Here is an 18,387-nt window from a genome sequence, read left to right on the forward strand (position 1 = left end):
GTGACCGCTTCCCCCGGCTCGATCACCGCACGCGCGGCGGCGAAGATCAACCTGCACCTGGGCGTCGGCGGATTGCGCGACGACGGGTACCACGAGCTGGCCACCGTATTCCAGGCCGTTTCCCTTTTCGACGACGTGACCGTGCGGCACGCGGCTGAGCTGTCGGTGCGGACCGTCGGCGAGGGTGCCGACCAGGTGCCCGCCGATCCGCGCGACAACCTGGCCGCCCGTGCGGCACTGTCGGTCGACCCGCAGGCGCGGGTGTCCATCGAGATCGAGAAGTCGATCCCGGTGGCGGGGGGGATGGCAGGCGGAAGCGCCGACGCGGCGGCGGCACTGGTCGCCTGCGCCCGACTGTTCGGCGCCGGTTGGGACCGCGCCGAGACAATGGCGGCGGCCGCGGCCTTGGGCTCCGACGTGCCGTTCTCGGTGCGCGGCGGTACCGCACTGGGGACCGGGCGCGGGGAAGACCTCTCGCCGGTCCTGTCCCGGGGGGAGTTCCACTGGGTGCTGGCGATCGCCAAGACCGGCCTGTCCACCCCGGCCGTCTTCGCCGAGTTGGATCGGCTCCGCGCCAAGGGGGGAGCCGAGCCCGACGATGGCGTGCCGTCGAGCCCGGATGCGTTGCTGCGCGCCCTGGCCGCCGGCGACGTCGAGGAGGTCGCCGGATTGCTGCACAACGACCTGCAGCCCGCGGCCCTGTCGTTGCAGCCGGTGCTGCGCCGCACGCTGCGGGCCGGAACGGACGCGGGGGCGTTGGCGGGCATCGTCTCGGGATCGGGTCCGACCTGCGCCTTCCTGTGCGCCGACGAGGAGTCGACCGTTCGGGTGGCCGCGGAGTTGGCCGGTGCCGGGGTGGCCAAGTCGGTCCGCACCGCCCACGGTCCCGTCGCCGGCGCGCGTTTGCGTTGACGTGAGGCGCCCGCTCGACGGGGGAAAACCGACTGTTCGCTCGGTGCGTTCTCTAGTCTGGTGTGATGCGTTCACACAGCCTCGTCCTCGGCGCCGCATTGACGGCGTCCGCGCTCACCCTCACGACCGCGGTGTCGGCCTCCCCCGCCACGGCGGCACCGGCCACCGGCGCGGTGCTCGGGCAGTCCGCCGTCGCCGCGGCCAATCTGCCGTCGGGGGCCGCGCGCGGTGTCAAGCTGCTCTACACGACCCGCGACCAGAACGGCCGGGCGGCGCAGACGACCGGTGTCGTCTACTACCCGCGTGCGCCCAAGCCGGCCGGCGGGTGGAAGGTCGTGTCGTGGGCCCACGGCACCAGCGGCATCGCCCCGCAGTGCGCGCCCAGCCGGGCCACCCGCGCGGTGCAGGACCAGTCCCAGCCGAATATCAGTGCCGCCCTGCGCCGCGGCTACGTGGTCACCGCCTCCGACTACATCGGCCTCGGCGGTGGTGGGACCACCGAATACCTCGGCGGACGCTCCGCCGCCTACAACGTGATCGACATGGTGCGCGCGGCGCGCAACCTCGATCCGACGATCGGCAAGCGCTGGGCTTCGCTGGGTCACTCGCAGGGCGGGCACGCCGCGCTGTGGGCGGCCCGTATGGCGCCGCGATACGCCCCCGACCTGCCGATGGTCGGTGCCGTTGCGCTGGCCCCGGCCAGCCAGATCCCGGCGACCATGTCGCTGCTCCAACGTCCCGAGCTGCCCAGCCTGGGCCAATTGAACATGACCTCGCTCTTCGGGCTCTACGTGATGGCCGGGATGGACCGGGTGTACCCGAACCTGGGTGTGAAGAACTACCTGACCCCGGCCGGGCGGTATTGGCTGGCGCGGGTCAGCAAGGTCTGTGCCCAGGCGGGGGCGGCCGCGCTGAGCAACGTCGCGCCCGGAACCCTCTACGCGAAGGCGACGGGTGCTTCGCCGCGGTTCATGGCGGCGCTGCGCGCGTATTCGGATATCCCGGCTTCCGGCTTCCGGAGTCCGGTCCGCCTGCAGCAGGGCCTCACCGACACCATCGTGTTTCCGGTGAACACCTCGGAGTTGCAGGGCCAGTTGCGCGTGGGTGGCGTCGACGTCACGACCGGTTGGTATCCCGGTGGCCACATGGCTGTGGCGCGGGAGTCGATGGAAAACACGATGGCCACGGTGGACGGGTACTTCCGCTGAGCTGATTCGGCCCGTCGCCGGGGCTGCCGATACAGTGGCCCGGTGACCGCCCCGGCCAACCCGGTATTGATCAATGCCGAGAAGATCAGCAAGAGCTTCGGTATCAAACCGCTGCTCACCGATGTGAGCGTCGGCGTGCACGCCGGGCAGCGGATCGGTGTCGTCGGCCTCAACGGCGGCGGCAAGACCACGTTGCTGGAGATCCTCGCGGGTATCACCGAGCCGGACGGCGGGCGCGTGTCGGTGGCCGGTGGCGCCCGGATCGCGACCGTCACCCAGCGCGGCGAGCTACCCGACGACGCGACGGTGGCCGACGTCGTCGTCGGCTCCCTCGGCGTCGCCGAACACGAATGGGCCGGGGATCCCCGGATCCGCGACGTGCTGGCGGGGATCGGGGTGGCCGAACTGCTGGAGCGGCGCACCACCGAGCTGTCCGGCGGCCAGCGCCGCCGGGTCGGCCTGGCCGCGGCACTGGTGTCCGACGCGAACGTGCTGCTGCTCGACGAGCCCACGAACCACCTCGACATCGAGGGGGTGCAGTGGCTCGCGAACCACCTCGTCTCCCGCGGTGACGCGGTCGTCGTCGTCACCCACGACCGCTGGTTCCTCGACACGGTCGCCCAACGCACCTGGGAGGTGCACTCGGGTCGGGTCGACGAGTACGAGGGCGGCTACAACGACTGGGTATTCGCCCGCGCCGAGCGCTCGCGCCTCGCCGACGCGGCCGAGGAGCGCCGCCGCAACCTGGCCCGCAAGGAGCTGGCGTGGTTGCGCCGCGGCCCGCCCGCCCGGACGTCGAAGCCCAAGTACCGGATCGAGGCGGCCGAGAAGCTGATCGCCGACGTGCCGCCGCCGCGCGACACCGTGACCCTCTCCGCGTTCGCGAAGCGACGGCTCGGCCGCGTCGTGGTCGAACTCGAGGATGCGCACCTGGAGACGCCGGTCGGCGACGACGGGGTGTCGCAGGTACTGCTCGACGGCCTGACCTGGCGGTTGACGCCGGGGGAGCGGATCGGTCTCGTCGGTGTGAACGGTTCGGGAAAGACGACGCTGCTGCGGGCGCTGGCCGGCGAGGTCCCCGTCGACCCCGGTCGGCGCATCGAGGGCAAGACCGTGTCGATCGGCTGGTTGCGCCAGGAACTCGACGACCTCGACCCCGATCAGCGGGTGCTCGACGCGGTGGAGGCCGTGGCGACGCGGATGATGGTCGGCGACAAAGAGTTGTCGGCGTCGCAGCTGGCCGAGCGACTGGGTTTCTCCCCGGCCCGCCAGCGGACACCGGTCGGCGACCTCTCCGGCGGTGAGCGACGTCGGCTGCAGCTGACGCGGGTGTTGATGGCCGAGCCGAACGTGCTGCTGCTTGACGAGCCGACCAACGATCTCGACATCGACACCCTGCAGCAGGTCGAGGACCTGCTCGACGGTTGGGCCGGCACGCTCGTCGTCATCAGCCACGACCGCTATCTGATCGAGCGGATCTGCGATACGACCTGGGCGCTCTTCGGCGACGGGAAGCTGACCAACCTCCCGCGCGGGATCGAACAATATCTGGAGCGCCGGGAAGAGTTGGCGCGCAACCGGACCCGTTCCGGGTCGATCGGTGCTGCGTCGACCCCCTCCGCTGCGCCCGCGCCGCGGGTGGCGGGCTCGTCGGCCGCCGAACACCGCGAGGCCCGCAAGGCGATGGGCCGTCTCGAGCGGCAGATCGAGAAGCTGTCGGCGCGCGAGGAGAAGCTGCACACCGATCTCGTCGAGGCCGCCACCGACCAGCAGCGGCTCGTCGAGCTCGACGCCGAACTCAAGCGCGTCGTCGCCGAGAAGGAGCAGGCCGAGGCGCAGTGGCTCGAAGCCGCCGAGCTGGCCGAATAGGTCTCGATACACCGACTCGACCACCGTCTTACGGCACTCGACCACCGTCTTACGGCACTCGACCACCGTCTTACGGCACTCGACCACCGTCTTACGGCACTCGACCACCGTCTTACGGCACTCGACCACCGTCTTACGGCACTCGACCACCGTCTTACGGCACTCGACCACCGTCGGATCAACTCGGTCCGCGCTAGCCGAGTCGGTGTATCGAGACCCCGACAGGTATCCGTCAGGCGAGCAGGACGGTCTTCAGTGCGTCGCTGTGGCAGTGCTCGCGCAGGGCGGCTGGAGCGTCGTCGAAGGAGGCGGTGTTCGTGGTGGCCAGCTCCGGCCGGAGGTCGCCCTCGACCATGAGGTCCAGGACGTCGGGGATCTGGGTTCGAATATGTGCGCGCCCGACGTGCACGGTGACGTTGCGCTGGTAGGAGGCCATCAGCGGGAATCCGGCGCGCCGGTGGAAGGACCACGCGCAGGTGCACACCCCGTCGGGGGCCGTGTGGGCGAGTACCTTCCGCAGACCGGACGGCGTGCCGGTCGCGTCGACGGTGAGGGCCGCCGTCGGCCATTCCCGCGGTCGCTTCGGGTCGAGGGCGCGGAAACCCAGTTGCTCGGCGCGGTCGGCGAGGGCCGGCTTCCCGTCGACGACGCTGATGTTCTTCGCACCCATCGCCCGGGCGATCATGGCCGTGATCAACAGTGTGCTGGAGGTGAAGGCGTCGCGCGGATCGAGACGGCCGACTACGAGCACCTCGGCGTCGGGGTCGGCGGCGAGCAGGCCCGGCAGATGCGGCGCGACCTGCCGGTAGGCGTCGCTGTAGTTGTCGGCGACGCCGGCCGCCGCGGCCGGGTCGATGCCGTCGGGGAGTCCGACGAGCATCGCGTCGGCGAACGGCACGGCCATGAAGTCGGCCAGGGCCCCACCCCAGAGGCCGCCGACGAGTCCGAAGCCGTACATCGATGCCGGCGGCACGGAGAGGCAGTTGGCGGTGTTCCCGGACAGGCAGGGGCGGCAGGTGCCGCAACTGAGTTGAAACGGGACGATGACCCGATCGCCGACCCGGATGTCGGCGACTTCTGCCCCGACTTCGACCACCTCGGCCACCGCCTCGTGTCCGAGGTGGATGGGCAGGGGGAAATAGGTCTTGCCCAGCATGATCGGCCGATCCGCGTCGCAGGTCGCCACCGCGATCGGCCGCACTACCGCGCCCAGCGGCCCGGGCAGGCCGGGGCGAGCGACCTGCTTCCACTTCACCCGCCCGCCGCCGGTGGCGACGAGGCCGCGCATGCGCTCGGTGCCGCGCGTACGCGAGTTCCGGGCGACCTCGATGATTCGATCGAACCGGGGGCGTATGTCGCGCTCGAATCCGAATCGGGTCATCGCGACGGCGTCGGGGGTCAGGAAGCTCGCGTAGTGGGCCGCGCGGTTCCGCGCGTGGATGGGGTGCGTGTTTCGACCGGCCATGATCGTCCGCCTTCGGATGCGCCATCTAGAACTGAACAGTTCTAGTTAACCATCGGGAACTGCCGCGTGTCAAAATAGCGATGTGACTGACAACCAACCCGCGCGCCGGACCTATCGGGGGGAGACCGCCGCACAGCGTGCGCAGGACCGTCGCCGTCGGCTCATCGACGCGGCTGTCGAGGTCTTCGGCACCCGCGGCTATCGGGTCGCGACCGTCGACGAGGTGTGTACCCAGGCCGGGCTCTCGAAACGGTACTTCTACGAATCCTTCACCGACGCCGAGGCGCTCCTGCTGGCCTGCTATGAGAAGTGCGCCCAGGACATCCACACCGACATGGTCGCCGCCGTCGTCGACGCCCCGCCGTCGATGGACGAGCAACTGCGCGCGGCGCTAACCGGCTACTTCTGCGCCATCGAGGCCGACCAGCGCCGTGCGCGGATAACCCTGCTCGAGATCTTGGGCGTCAGCCCGGCGGTCGACGCCGCGTACACGGCGCAGACCCACCTGTTCGCCGCTTCCGTCCAGGCGTTGGCGCCCGCCGCATTCGGGTCGGCCGACGATTCCGACGGCCGACTCCACTTGATCGCCCAGGGCATCATCGGCGCCGTCACCACGTTGGCGCGTATCTGGCTCCTCGACGAGGTGGCCAGGCCCCGCGCGGAACTCGTCGATGCCGCATACGCGCTGGTCAATGCCGTGCTCGACGACCTGTCCGGGCACACCGCAGGGGCAGGCTAGACCTCTTCGGCGGGCACCCAGTTGAAGGTCGACGGGTCCGGGCCGATGCGGCGATCGGCGTCGAGGGCGTCGATCTTCGCGATGTCGGCGGCGTCGAGTTCCAGATCCTGCGATGCGAGGTTCTCCCGGATCCGCGCCGCGCTCGACGCCTTAGGGAACACGATGTCGCCGCGCTGCCGGTGCCAGGCCAGGACGACGGCGGACACCGGTCGGCCGACGCGCGAGGCGATCTCGGCCAGCACGGGGTCGTCGAACACCTGCCCCTGCGCCAGCGGCGACCACGCCTCGGTGGCGATGCCCAGCTCCTTGTTGACCGCCCGCAACGCATCCTGGGCGAAGTACGGGTGGACCTCGATCTGGTTGACGACCGGCACCAGCGATCCGCTGTCGGCGATGCGGCGCAGCTGGTCGGCGGTGAAGTTGGAGACGCCGATGGAGCGGGCCTTGCCCGTGCCGCGGATCTCCTCCATCGCATGCCAGGTGTCGAGGTAGTCGATGTCGATGCCCGGGAGCGGCCAGTGGATGAGGAATAGGTCGACGTAGTCGAGGCCGAGGCGGTTGAGCGAGTCGTCGATCGACGCGATCGCCCGGTCGGGGTCGTGATTGTTGTTGTTGAGCTTGGTGGTGACGTAGAGGTCGTCGCGGGCGACGCCGCTGCCCGCGATCGCCTTGCCGACGCCGTTCTCATTGCCGTACATCTGCGCGGTGTCGATGTGGCGGTAACCGGCCTCGAGTGCCTCGGCGACCCGAGGGGTCGCCTCGGCGTCGGGGATCTGCCAGGTGCCGAATCCGAATTGGGGGATGGAATGGCCGTCGTTGAGGGTGATCGCAGTCATGATCTCCAGCCTAGGCCGACGTCGCCGCCGCCGCGTTCGTCACCGATCCGGTTCAGGTCAACTCGACGCGACGGTCCACCCCGACGCGGGTGACGAACCCCTCGTCGTGGGAGACGAGGATGAGCGCGCCGGTCCATGCTGCCAGGGCGTCGGCGAGGACGTCGACCGTGTCGATGTCGAGATTGTTCGTCGGCTCGTCGAGGATCAGCACCTCGGGTGGCGGATCGGCGGCGAGACCGATGGCCAGGGCGGCGCGCAGGCGCTGGCCGCCCGACAGCGTGCCGATCGGCTGTTGGGAGATGCTGCCGCGCAGCCCGAGTCGGGCCAACGACGCGTGCAGCGTCTCCGACGGGACATCCGGAAGCGCGGCGTGTGCCGCATCCGCGACGGTGACGGTCTCGTCGTCGAACGAGATCTTCTGCGGCACAAAGCAATAGGGGACGACAACCGAGCCGTCGTCGAGCACCCGGTGCAGCAGGGTGGTCTTGCCCGCACCGTTGGGGCCGCACAGGGCGACGCGTTCCGGGCCGTCCAGGCGCAGCCGGTCGTCGACGACGATCTGACGCCGCGGCGGCACGTCGACCTCCGGAAGCGTGAGGACGGCGCCGCGATCCTTCCGCAATCCCTCGGATGCCTCGGCGAGGCGGTCCCTGGCCGCCGCCACGTCGTCGCGATGCGCATTGGCCAGCTTGCCGGCGGAAACCTCCGCGGCATTGGCCCGTAGTCCGGCGACGATCTTGGGAACCCGCTTCTCCTGCTGGGCTTTGCGCGCGGTCCGGGCGCGGTGGGCGAGCTTGGTCTGTGCTTGGTCGAGCTCGCGCTGCTGCCTGGCGACGTCGCCGGCGGCGTTCGCGATCGCGGCCGCGGCGGCCTCCTGCTCGGCCTCGATGGCCTCCCGATAGTGCGAATACGGACCGCCGAAGGAACGCAGCTCGACGGCGGCGCCGGGCCGCGGGCGGTGCAGTTCCAGCGTCGTGTCGACGCGTTCGAGGAGTTCGAGGTCGTGGCTCACGACGATCGCCGCCCGCGCGGCGCCGCCGCCGGTGAATCGGTCCAGGGCGTCGAACAGGAGGGTGCGCGCCCGACGGTCGAGGTTGTTGGTCGGCTCGTCGAGCAGCAGGATGGCCGGCCGACGCCAGAGGCAGCCGGCTAATGCGGCGAGCGTGCCCTCCCCGCCGGAGAGTTCGGCGAGGGGTCGGTCCAGCGGGATTCCGGTGAGCCCGACGGCGTCGAGTTCGGCACGGGCGCGCTCGGCGACCGCCCAGTCGTCGCCGACGAGGTCGAAATCGACCGGATCGACCGAGCCCCGTTCGATGCGGTCCACGGCGGCGAGTATCTGCTCGACGCCGAGTGCGGAAGCGACGGTGGCGCTCGGATCGACCGCCGGATTCTGGTCGAGCATCGCCACCGTGCCGATCGTGGTGATCGAACCGGAGGTCGGCGCGAGGTCGCCGGTGATCAGGCGCAGCAGCGTCGTCTTACCGACGCCGTTGCTGCCGACCAGCGAGGCGATTCCCGGCGGCGTGGTCGCGGACAGGTCGTCGAAGACGGGGGTGCCGTCCGGCCAAGAGAAGTCGACGCCGGCGAGGGTGACGGCGGGAGTCGGGGTGAGGGACATCGCCGCCCAGCGTAGAAGCCGCCGTCGGCGCAGGGAATCGAATTGTTCGGTGAACATATGTACACTGAATCCATGACCGTAGCTGAACGTCGCACGGAGGTGCGCGCCTTGTCCGAACTCGGGCTCACCGAACTCGGCAAGGCGTCCACCGGTATCCACGAGACGCACCGCGCCATCTCCGACCGCATCTTCGCCGGATTGGGCTGGGGACTGGGGCCGCTCGTGGCGCCGGTGAAGGCGGTGCACGACGCCGTCACCGACGGGGTGTACCTGGTGGTCGGGCAGTCGATGGAGACCGCGGGCAAGGTGAGCGGCATCGCGGCCGATCTGCCGCTCGCGCAGGCGCCGTCGTCGACGAAGGCGGGTGCCGCGATCATCGCCGCGGTGAACGGGCTGATCGGCGACGAGCTCGACGCGCATCAATCCCCGCTGGCCGATCCCATGTCCATCCGGGTCGACGGCCGGTCGGTGCCGCTGACCTCCGACGGCCTCCGCGCCGCCTTCCCCGACGCGACCGGCCGGATCGTCGTCGCCCTGCACGGCCTGGTGGAGACCGAGCACTCGTGGGCGGTGCGCTCGGACGTGTCGATCCCCTATGCGCAGCGGCTCGCGGCCGACGGCATCACCACCGTCTTCCTCCGCTACAACACGGGGCGACACATCTCCACCAACGGTCGGGATGCGGCCGAACTCGTCGACGAACTCGTCCGCCGCTGGCCCGTCCCGGTGACGACGATCGGATTGCTCGGCCACTCGATGGGCGGCCTCGTCGCCCGCAGTGCCGCGCATTACGGTCGCGAGGCCGGGCACGCATGGGTGGGGGTCACCACGGCGACCGTCACGCTCGGGACCCCGCATCTCGGCGCCCCGCTGGAGAGCCTGGCCCACCACGGCAGCGCCGGCCTGGTCCGCCTGCCCGAGACGCGTGCGCTGGGACGCCTGCTGCGCCGCCGCAGCGGTGGGATCCGCGACCTGCGCGACGGGTCGATCGTCGACGAGAACTGGGTCGGGCGCGACCCCGACGACCTGGCGCGTCGCGCGGCCGGCGAGATCGAGTTGCTGCCCGGTGCCGACCACTACTTCGTCTCCGCCACCGTCACCGCCAACCCGCGCAATCCGCTTGCCCGCGTCATCGGCGACGGCTTGGTCCTGCACCGCAGCGCCACCGGGGCCAACTCGACGCGGCGGATCGGCTTCGACCCGCGCAACGGCGTACACCTGGGCCGCGCGAACCACTTCACGTTGCTCAACGACGACCGCGTCGGCACGCAGTTGCGGTGCTGGTTCGGTCAGCCGCCGAAGAGCAGGTACAACCCGCCGAAGGTGTAGCCCACCATCAGCAGCATGAGCGCCAACTGACCGGTCAGGTGGTGTCGGCGCGGCAGGATGCGCAGCGATGCGTCGTGTGCCGACACGACCGCCAAGAGGTGGCCGACGACGATCGACGCGACGGCCAGCACCGACAGCAGCGTCGGATGGTCGGTGAACGGCGCCCACTTGTCCGGCTCGCCGAACCCGAAGGCGTGCAGCCAGGAATGGGCCGTCTCCTGGCCGTCCTCGACGAGGTATTTCGCATAGTGGGCGACGAGGTAGCCGACGGCGATCGGGATCAGGGTGTGGGCCATCCGCCCGGGGATCGCCCGGCGCTGCTTGCCGGTCACGCCGCCGGTGGCCATCGTCGCCAGGCAGAACGAGACGCCCACGACGGCGATGAAGACCAGCAGGATCGCGGTGCGCCCGAGGGTCTCGTGACCCTTGTGTACCGCCGACCACGCGTCGAAGGCCGTCGAACCGAGCAGTACCGCGATGACCGCCACCGCACCCGGACCGGTGCGATAGGTGGGCAATCCGTTCAGCGGATTGCGCAGCACGAGTTCCCGCGACTGCCGATCGCGCCCCAACGGGCTCATCGACGCGATCGTCGAGCTGTACACCTCGAAGGGCTCGGCCTTGGAGAACCAGCGCGAGCCGAAGAGGATCCCCCCGGCGACGGTGATCGCCAGATAGACGATGCACCACCAGAACACGGCGGTGAAGCCCTTCTCGACCACCGCGAGTTCCAGCCAGACGAAGGCGAACAATCCGAGGGCGGCGGGCCAACGGCCGAGTCGCGCCGGATAGGCGCGCAGTCCGTCCTCGGGGTCGCGCCCGAGGGCGCGAGACACCCATCGGTGCAGCGTGCGGACCGGCGACACCACCCGCCCGATCGGTCCGAACACCAGCGACGCGGCGATCAGGCCGACCCACAACCAGATGAAGAAGGTGCCGATCAGCGGGTTGTCATGAGTGTCGCGCTTGAGGAAGCCGATGATCAGGGCCGCCGCCGTGAGCGCGACGCCGAGGGCGCCGAGCGTCTCGCGCAGTGCGCGCGAATCGGCGAACCGGGTGAGCCGTCGGAGCACTGCGACATGCTTATCCGGACTCAGTCGCGGGGTCTTCCACGCGAACGCCAGCACCAGGAAGGAGATCGCCAACGCCCACGAGCCACCGATCAGCGCATAGGTGATGTCGACGGGGAAGGCGGCTGCCTCGCCGGTGCCGTGGGCGACGACCATGCTCGATTCGGTCACTCTTGGTCATCCTCGTCGTCGAAGTCCGCGTCGTACTCGTCGTCGTATTCGTCGTCGTCCTCGCGCCGCCGGTCGCGCACGACCAAGCCGACGATGACGGCCACGACGATGAACGCCGGGACGAATGCCGGGATCGCGGTCAGGATCGAGTGGTCGGCGAGGACGACCGTCGTCATGCGGCCACGGTCGGCTCGGGCTTCCGGCCCGCCTTGGGCCCACCCCGCTTGGCTCCGGCGACCAGCGGCCGCTGGTCCGGACGCGGGAAGTAGGCCGCGTTGATGCGGGCCGCACCCCAGCTGAGCACCCAGATGACCAGGATGGTCAGCGCCGCGACGATCCAGGTGGCGGTGGAGAAGAGCCACGCCGGATGGTCGAACTTCCGCTCGCGCTGCAGCACGTTGATCTCGCGGTCGAACGGACGGGTGAACTCGGGGAGGGCACTCGTCTCGTGTGCGCCGATGGCCGGGTCGGCGGCCAGATAGATCGGCACCGCCGTCATGGTCCTGCCGTCCTGGACGCGGAGCACCGTCTTCCAGTGGCCGGAGACCGGGAACGCCTTGGTGGACCGGTAGTGGCCGGGGCCGACCTTCTCGAGACGGTCGACGACCAGTCCGTGCAGATCCTTGCCGCCGCCCTGCCAGGCGAGGATGGTCACCCAGTCCGGGTTGTCCGACACGAGCGTCGGGGGCTGCATCTCGACGTCGGCCGTGACCATCCGGAACCCGTCGACCTGCGGCGCCTCGGTGAGACGGACCGTGGCCTTCGAGTCCTTGGGCACGCTGATGTCGAGCAGGTAGAGGGTCGAGCCGGCGATCACGAGGATCATCGCGACGACGATCGAGCGTCGAACGGCCGGGCGCGGCAGCGGACGCGATTCCAGCGCGCGGCAGAACAAACCGGCGGTCAGGCCGACCGTCAGACCAACGGGCAGCCCGATGGCGAGGATCGTCGGCCAGAGGCTCGTCGGCCACGGGATCAAGTGCATCTGCCGCACCCACAGCGATTCGCCGTAGACGCCGACGGTCGCGCCGAGGAGCCCGGCCACGGCGCCGAAAGCGATCGCGTTGGCCCGCAGGCGGGGGATCAGCGCCAGCAACTCGACGACCACGGCGATCGCCAGGTACAGCGGGAAGACGTTGCGCGGCTCACCGAGGATCGGGCTAACCAGGACCGCCACGATGACGCGGATGAGTGCGGCGAAGGCGACCGCGATGAAGGTCGCCCCGGCGCCCGCCCACAGGCGCGCGACGACGCAGCCGAACACCCCGGCCGCGATGATCAGCATCGGCTGGAAGGCGAGGCGGAACTGCTCGACGCCGAAGTCGAACTCGACCTGGAACACCGAAAGGCCGATGAGCAGGCCGCCGCAGGCGATGGACTGGGCCAGCTTGGTCATGAATGGACCGGACACCCACTCGGGGATGGTCCAGCCGAACAGCGAGGAGGTGCCCTCCTCGGGGACCTGACTCTTCTTGCCGCCCAGCGTGGCCGCGAGATAGCCCTCGTGCAGGAGCAGGATGACGGCGATCAAGGAGAAGCCGGCACCGCCGATCAGCATCAGGTGGGTAGGGCCCCACAGCGTGACGTCCTGGCCGAAGATCCGGTGCCAGATGTCGTCGAGCGGGAAACCGATGAGCGCGTAGAGGCCGCAGGTGGCCACCAGGATGCCCGCGGTCGGGGCGTACCAGGTACGGGTGATGCGCACCGCGGCCCGCCCGGGGATGGCGACCGACCGGTCGTCGTTGCGGGGCAGGATCATCGCGAGCGCACCGGCGATGAAGAGGAAGAACAGGCCGACGAGGATGAAATAGTGCGCCGGGTTGGCCAGCGGGCCGCTGTCGCGGCCGCGGCCGATGTGCAGGCTGACATCCCAGATGAAGCCGAAGAAGGCGGTGAGGATCGTGGTGACGAACAACAGCGTCGGGATGACCGACCAGGTGGGGCGGTCGCCGATGCGGCCGAGCCAATTCGCCCAGTCCTGCAGCCAGTCCGACCGGTAGGTCCGGTGCCGGTAGGCGATCCACAGCAGTGCGACGGACACGATCGCGGCGGCGACGGTCATCCCGAGGACCTGGTCGAGCGCGGCCCCGCCTCCGGCGTCGGCGGCCAAGACGGCGGTATGGGCAGAATCGGCCAATTCGGCTCGGGGGCTAAACATCGTCAGAGTATCGGTTGTGACAATGATTATTGTCAAGATTGACAGTGCGGGCCCGCGCGGCCGGGGTGGGTAGGGTGTTCGTCATGTCCTCGATTCTTTCCTCTGTGGGGAACCGTGTGGGCGAAATCGTGCTGAATCGCCCCAATGCGCTCAATGCCCTGGACCAACAAATGGTCGACGAGATGTACCGGGCGTTGGTGGAAATGGCCGACGATCCGGCGGTCGAGACGGTCCTGGTCACCTCCGGCAGCGACCGCGCCTTCTGCGCCGGCGGCGACATCCGCGCCATCCGTGACGCGGCCCTGGCCGGCGATTCCGCCTCGATCACCCGCTACTTCAGTTCGGAATACCGACTCGACCAGCTGGTCGCGAACTATCCGAAGCCCTATGTCGCGCTGATCGACGGCGCGGCGATGGGCGGCGGACTGGGCATCAGCGTGCACGGGGAGATCCGCGTGGTCACCGAGAAGGCGCTGATCGCGATGCCGGAGACGGCGATCGGCTTCTTCCCCGACATCGGGTCCACCTACTTCCTCCCGCGGTTGCCCGCCGGGGTCGGCCGGTGGCTCGGGCTGACGGGTGCGCGCATCACCGGCACGCAGGCGCTCGAGGTCGGGATGGCCACGCATTCGGTGGCCTCCGCCTCGGTCGGGGCGCTGGCCGACGCGATCCGCTCCGGCATGCCGTTGGCGACCGCCCTCTCGACCTTCGACGCGGCGCCGGCCGCCGACCCGCTGCCGTTGCGCTCGGTCGCCGACTACTTCGGCGGTGCCGACCCGGTGCCCGCGGTCATCGGCGGACTGCGCGGCGGCGACGAGTGGGCGCGCGAGACCGCCGGGCTGATGGACAAATGCTCGCCGACGAGCCTGCTGGTCACCGCCGCGATGCTCGAGCGCGGCGAGGCCAGCTCGCTCGACGAGTGCTTCGACCGCGAACTGCATGCCGCGGAACGGATCACCGCAACACCGGACTTCGCCGAAGGGGTGCGGGCCGTCCTCGTCGACAAGGACCGCAAGCCCGCATTCGAGCCGGCCGCGATCGACGACGTCGACCCGGCGGTCGTGGCGCGCATCGTCGGGGACTAGCGCCGTCGGCTTCGGTCGGCGCTGGACCGGTTAGGGCTTGGCCTCGAACCAGCCGGAGATCCGGATTCCCGCGGCTGCCGCGGGAGCGGGGGGAGCAGGCGGTGCCGGGCGGCCCGGGGGCGGCGGCTCCCAGTCGTCGTCGCGCCGATCGCGCTGATTGTCGCTGGGGGCCAGTGGATTCTCCTCGGAGGGCACCGCGCTCGGGCAGACGAAGTGCCCGGTGACCCCGTGCGAACTCAACGTATCGATCTTGAGCGGACAGCCGTTCGCCGCGAAGTATTTGCCGTCGACCGAGACGCCGATGTCGGCGGGGATGGTGGTGACCAGCGGGCCCACCCGGGGATGCTCGGCACCGATGGGCGGCAGGACTCCGCCGGTCATCGAGACGGCGAGGAAGCCGACCTGGGCGCCGTCGCCGTTCTTCCCGCGGAAGGTGAAGAGTAGACCGTCCGGCGGGACCTCGGGGCTGGCGTTGCCCCATTTCCGGAACGACAGGCACTCGGCAGCGGCCGGGGCCGGGCCGGTGGGCGTCGACGCGCCGGGGGCCGGGGGTGCGTTGGTGACCGGAGCCGCGGTCCCGGGACCGGACCGGTGATAGGTCGCCGGCGGGTAGTAGGGGTTGTAGGGCGGCGCGGGCGGCAGGTTGGGGTCGTACGGCTGCTGCGGGTATTGGGGCTGCGGGTACTGGGGTTGTTGGGGGTATTGCGGGTACTGCGGTGCGGGCTCCGGTGCTGGCAGCGGATTGGGTGCGGGCGCGGGTGCCGGCTCGGGTGCTGGAGCCGGCAGCGGATTGGGCGCCGGCAGCGGGTTGGGCGCGGGCGCCGGCGGGAGGTCGCGGTTCTTCGGCACGGCGACGAACATCGAGCCCTTGGTGAACACCAGGCCCATCCCGGCGCGCAGCACCCGGCCCTCACCGGGGGTCTTCTCGCATTCGCTCATCGCGACGCGCTCGGTGACCGCCTTCGGCGCCTTAGGCGCGGGGCGGTGCGGTCGGTCGGCGCTCGAGCAGCCGACCGCGGCGACGAGCAAGGTCGCGAGGGCGGCGGCGCCGACGGTCCTCCGGTGTGGCGTGCGCATCAGTCGGCCGCCGCGACGAGTGGTTCGAGGGTCAAGTCGGGGTGCTCCTTCTCGATGAACTGCAGGCGCCACTTGTCGCTGAACAGCGCCAGGCGCGCGCCGTCTGTGCGGGTGAACACTTCGACGCCGCGCTGGCGGTCCAATTCGGGGGAACTGGCGTCGTCGGTGCGCCGCGCCAGCGAATAGCCGAGGGGCTCCAATTCCGTCTCCACGGTGAACTCGGCGAGCATCCGGGCGGTGACGACCTCGAACTGCATGGGCCCGACGGCGGCGAGAACCGGGGAGGCGTCGCCGCGGGTGTCGTTGCGCAGCACCTGGACCACCCCCTCGGATTCGAGCTGGTCCATCGCCTTGCGGAACTGCTTGTACTTACCCGCGGAGCGGGCGCGCAGCGTCGCGAAGTGTTCCGGTGCGAAGGAGCCGATCGGCGGGAACTCGACGGCGGGGTCGTCGTAGAGGGTGTCGCCGGGGGCGAGCGCGGTCGCGTTGACCAGACCGACGACATCCCCCGGATATGCGGTGTCGACGGTGGAGCGATCGCGTCCGAACACCGCCTGCGCGTACTTGGTCGCGAACGGGCGGCCGGTCTGCGCATGTGTCACGACCATCCCGCGCTCGAACTCGCCGGAGACGATGCGCATGTAGGCCAGGCGGTCGCGGTGGCTGGCGTCCATCCCGGCCTGCACCTTGAAGACGACGGCGGAGAACGGGTCGGTCACCTCGCGCGGCTTGCCGTCCACGTCGTCGCGCGGGGCGGGGGCCGGGGCGAGTTCGACGAGGGCCTCGAGAAGCTGGCGTACCCCGAAGTTCAGCATCGCCGAGGTGAAGATCATCGGCGAGGTCGCGCCGGCCAGGAACAGCTCCTCGTCGTGGTCCTGGCCCATCTCCGAGAGCAGTTCGCTCTCCTCGACGGCCGCCGTCCAGGCGTCGCCCTCGATCTGCGCGGCCTGCTGTGCGTCGAGCAATTCCTCCGGGGCGATCTTCGCGCCGCCCGCGGTCCGGGAGAATTTGACGTAGGAGCCGCTGCGCCGGTCGTAGAGGCCGCGGAAGTCGCCGGCGATGCCCACCGGGACGTACAGCGGTGTCGGGGTGAGTCCGATGCGCTCGGAGATCTCGTCGATCAGCTCCAGCGGCGTCTGCCCGGGGCGGTCCCATTTGTTGACGACGGTGATCACCGGGATGCCGCGGTGCCGACAGACCTGGAACAGCTTCAGCGTCTGCGGTTCCAGGCCCTTGGCCGCGTCGATCAGCATCACCGCCGCGTCGACGGCCGTCAGGACGCGGTAGGTGTCCTCGGAGAAGTCGGCGTGGCCGGGGGTGTCGACGAGGTTGATGACATTCGGTTCGACCTCATCCCCGGGGTCCTCGTTGGCCAGACCGGTCGGCGTGTAGTTGAACTGCAGCGCCGTCGAACTCACCGAGATGCCGCGGGCCTTCTCCATCTCCATCCAGTCCGAGACGGTGGCCTTGCGGCCGGATTTGCCGTGGACGGCCCCGGCCTCGCTGATCATCCGCGCGTGCAGCGCCAGGGCCTCGGTCATCGTCGACTTACCCGCGTCGGGGTGGGAGATGATCGCGAAGGTGCGCCGCCGACGGACCTCGCGCGCAATGGTGTCGGGGCTGGAACTCACCTTGTGAGGATAGCCGTGGCGCGGGCCGTCACTCGAACGGGACCGGCGGCATCTTCACCACTTGCGCCGCGTAGCTCAGCCCGGCGCCGTAGCCCAGGAGTAGCGCGGTGTCGCCGGGCTTGGCGGCACCGGTGGAGAGTAAATCCTCCATCGCCAGCGGGATCGACGCGGCCGAGGTGTTGCCGGTGTGCTCGATGTCGTTGGCCACGACCGCCGCCTCGGGCAGCTTCAGGCTTCTGGCGAGGAGTTCGTTGATCCGCGAATTCGCCTGGTGCGGCACGAAGACGTCGAGATCGTTGACGTCGACCTTGGCGACGTCGAGCGCGCGCTGGGCGGCCTTGCCCATCTCGAAGGCGGCCCAGCGGAACACGCTGGTGCCCTCCATACGCAGGTACGGCCGCTTCTGGTGGTCGTCGCCGTCGAGGAAGGTGATCCAGTCGATGTCCTGCCGGATCGCGTCGAACTGGGTGCCGTCGCTGCCCCAGACGACCGGGCCCAGTTGCTGGTCCTCGGTCGGGCCGACGACGACCGCCCCGGCGCCGTCGCCGAAGATGAAGCAGTTGCCGCGGTCGTGCATGTCCATCGTGACCGAGAGTTGTTCGGCGCCGATGACCAGGACATGGGTCGCGCTGCCACCGCGGATCATGTCCGACGCCAGGGCCATCGCGTATCCGAACCCGGCGCAGCCGACGGTGACGTCGAATGCGGGCACGCCGTTGGCGCCGAGCTCGGCGGCGACCTTCACCGCCGCCGCCGGGGTCAGCAGCAGATGGGTGTTGGTCGCGACGATGACGGCGTCGATGTCGGCGCTGGAGAGGAGCGCATTGGCGATCGCGGTGCGGCCGGCGTCGATGGACATGTCCATGACGGTCTCGTCGCGGCGGGCGAATCGCCGGGTCTTGATGCCGGTGCGGGTGAAGATCCACTCGTCGGAGGAGTCGATGTTCTCGCAGATCTCGTCGTTGGTGACGACTCGCTCGGGGCGATAGGCGCCGATTCCGAGGATGCCGATGTTGCGGGTGCCGGTGACTTCGGCGATTTCGACCATGGTTGTGGTTGCCTTCCTGAGTCCCCCGGCTGCCTGACTACCGTTCCACGGTCTCACAGTCGGGGTGCTACTCGAAAGTAGCCCCCGCCGGTCGCGAATCCGTTAGGCGTTTGGTGCGGATTCCGGACCAAACACCTAACCGGACGGTAGTAAGTCTTGCTAACTACCGGT

General features: G+C 69.9%; 15 protein-coding genes. 6 read left to right on the forward strand and 9 right to left on the reverse strand.

Annotation, left to right across the window (positions count from 1 at the left end):
• The 3 genes from HUN08_RS04250 (at position 1) to HUN08_RS04260 (ending at position 3,989) form a co-directional block, all read left to right on the forward strand.
• Complete coding sequence (locus HUN08_RS04250; protein ID WP_124248940.1) at positions 1 to 912, forward strand: 4-(cytidine 5'-diphospho)-2-C-methyl-D-erythritol kinase; 912 nt, start codon at positions 1 to 3, stop codon at positions 910 to 912.
• A gap of 65 nt (positions 913 to 977) precedes the next feature.
• Positions 978 to 2,120, forward strand: a complete 1,143-nt coding sequence (locus HUN08_RS04255; RefSeq protein WP_124248939.1) for a lipase family protein — start codon at positions 978 to 980, stop codon at positions 2,118 to 2,120.
• Between the two features lie 42 nt (positions 2,121 to 2,162).
• Positions 2,163 to 3,989 (forward strand): ABC-F family ATP-binding cassette domain-containing protein, encoded by a 1,827-nt coding sequence (locus HUN08_RS04260; RefSeq protein WP_124248938.1) that lies wholly within the window; start codon positions 2,163 to 2,165, stop codon positions 3,987 to 3,989.
• A gap of 232 nt (positions 3,990 to 4,221) precedes the next feature.
• Here HUN08_RS04260 and HUN08_RS04265 read toward each other — a convergent pair whose 3' ends face one another.
• Positions 4,222 to 5,454, reverse strand: a complete 1,233-nt coding sequence (locus HUN08_RS04265) for a zinc-binding dehydrogenase (RefSeq protein ID WP_124248937.1) — start codon at positions 5,452 to 5,454, stop codon at positions 4,222 to 4,224.
• A gap of 82 nt (positions 5,455 to 5,536) precedes the next feature.
• Between HUN08_RS04265 and HUN08_RS04270 the strand changes: the two genes are divergently transcribed.
• Positions 5,537 to 6,193 (forward strand): TetR/AcrR family transcriptional regulator, encoded by a 657-nt coding sequence (locus tag HUN08_RS04270; protein ID WP_124248936.1) that lies wholly within the window; start codon positions 5,537 to 5,539, stop codon positions 6,191 to 6,193.
• Here the strand turns inward: HUN08_RS04270 and HUN08_RS04275 are convergent.
• Positions 6,190 to 7,029: an aldo/keto reductase gene (locus tag HUN08_RS04275; RefSeq protein WP_124248935.1), complete on the reverse strand. Its 840-nt coding sequence runs from the start codon at positions 7,027 to 7,029 to the stop codon at positions 6,190 to 6,192. The genes HUN08_RS04270 and HUN08_RS04275 overlap by 4 nt on opposite strands.
• 52 nt (positions 7,030 to 7,081) lie before the next feature.
• Positions 7,082 to 8,647, reverse strand: a complete 1,566-nt coding sequence (locus tag HUN08_RS04280; RefSeq protein ID WP_124248934.1) for an ATP-binding cassette domain-containing protein — start codon at positions 8,645 to 8,647, stop codon at positions 7,082 to 7,084.
• 72 nt (positions 8,648 to 8,719) lie between these two features.
• Here HUN08_RS04280 and HUN08_RS04285 point away from each other — a divergent pair, with 72 nt between their 5' ends.
• Positions 8,720 to 9,976, forward strand: a complete 1,257-nt coding sequence (locus HUN08_RS04285) for a triacylglycerol lipase (RefSeq protein WP_124248933.1) — start codon at positions 8,720 to 8,722, stop codon at positions 9,974 to 9,976.
• Here HUN08_RS04285 and HUN08_RS04290 read toward each other — a convergent pair.
• From HUN08_RS04290 to HUN08_RS04300, 3 genes are read right to left on the reverse strand one after another with little or no spacing between them, the layout of a single operon-like run.
• Entirely contained in the window at positions 9,937 to 11,202 is a 1,266-nt protein-coding gene (locus tag HUN08_RS04290; RefSeq protein WP_124248960.1) for a hypothetical protein, read from the reverse strand. The genes HUN08_RS04285 and HUN08_RS04290 overlap by 40 nt on opposite strands.
• 11 nt (positions 11,203 to 11,213) lie before the next feature.
• Entirely contained in the window at positions 11,214 to 11,393 is a 180-nt protein-coding gene (locus HUN08_RS04295) for a hypothetical protein (protein WP_124248932.1), read from the reverse strand.
• Positions 11,390 to 13,279 carry a hypothetical protein gene (locus tag HUN08_RS04300; protein ID WP_301546965.1) on the reverse strand — a complete coding sequence of 630 codons (1,890 nt, stop codon included), beginning with the start codon at positions 13,277 to 13,279 and terminating at the stop codon, positions 11,390 to 11,392. Before HUN08_RS04300 ends, HUN08_RS04295 begins: the two co-directional genes overlap by 4 nt.
• A 179-nt stretch (positions 13,280 to 13,458) precedes the next feature.
• Between HUN08_RS04300 and HUN08_RS04305 the strand changes: the two genes are divergently transcribed.
• Positions 13,459 to 14,460, forward strand: a complete 1,002-nt coding sequence (locus HUN08_RS04305; RefSeq protein WP_124248931.1) for an enoyl-CoA hydratase/isomerase family protein — start codon at positions 13,459 to 13,461, stop codon at positions 14,458 to 14,460.
• Positions 14,461 to 14,490: 30 nt separating this feature from the next.
• On the opposite strand, the gene HUN08_RS04310 is transcribed toward HUN08_RS04305, so the two are convergent.
• Genes HUN08_RS04310 through HUN08_RS04320 form a run of 3 tightly spaced genes read right to left on the reverse strand, consistent with a single transcriptional unit; the run spans position 14,491 to position 18,216 of the window.
• A complete protein-coding gene (locus tag HUN08_RS04310; RefSeq protein WP_174900845.1) occupies positions 14,491 to 15,537 on the reverse strand; it encodes a hypothetical protein in 1,047 nt (348 codons plus the stop codon).
• The gene (locus HUN08_RS04315) at positions 15,537 to 17,168 is read right to left on the reverse strand and encodes a peptide chain release factor 3 (RefSeq protein WP_174900874.1); all 1,632 of its coding nucleotides are present in this window, start codon (positions 17,166 to 17,168) and stop codon (positions 15,537 to 15,539) included. The genes HUN08_RS04310 and HUN08_RS04315 overlap by 1 nt, the downstream gene beginning before the upstream one ends.
• A 28-nt stretch (positions 17,169 to 17,196) precedes the next feature.
• Complete coding sequence (locus tag HUN08_RS04320) at positions 17,197 to 18,216, reverse strand: beta-ketoacyl-ACP synthase III (RefSeq protein WP_124248930.1); 1,020 nt, start codon at positions 18,214 to 18,216, stop codon at positions 17,197 to 17,199.
• Positions 18,217 to 18,387 lie beyond the last annotated feature (171 nt).

It is taken from the genome of Gordonia sp. X0973, from assembly GCF_013348785.1.
Taxonomy (GTDB): domain Bacteria; phylum Actinomycetota; class Actinomycetes; order Mycobacteriales; family Mycobacteriaceae; genus Gordonia.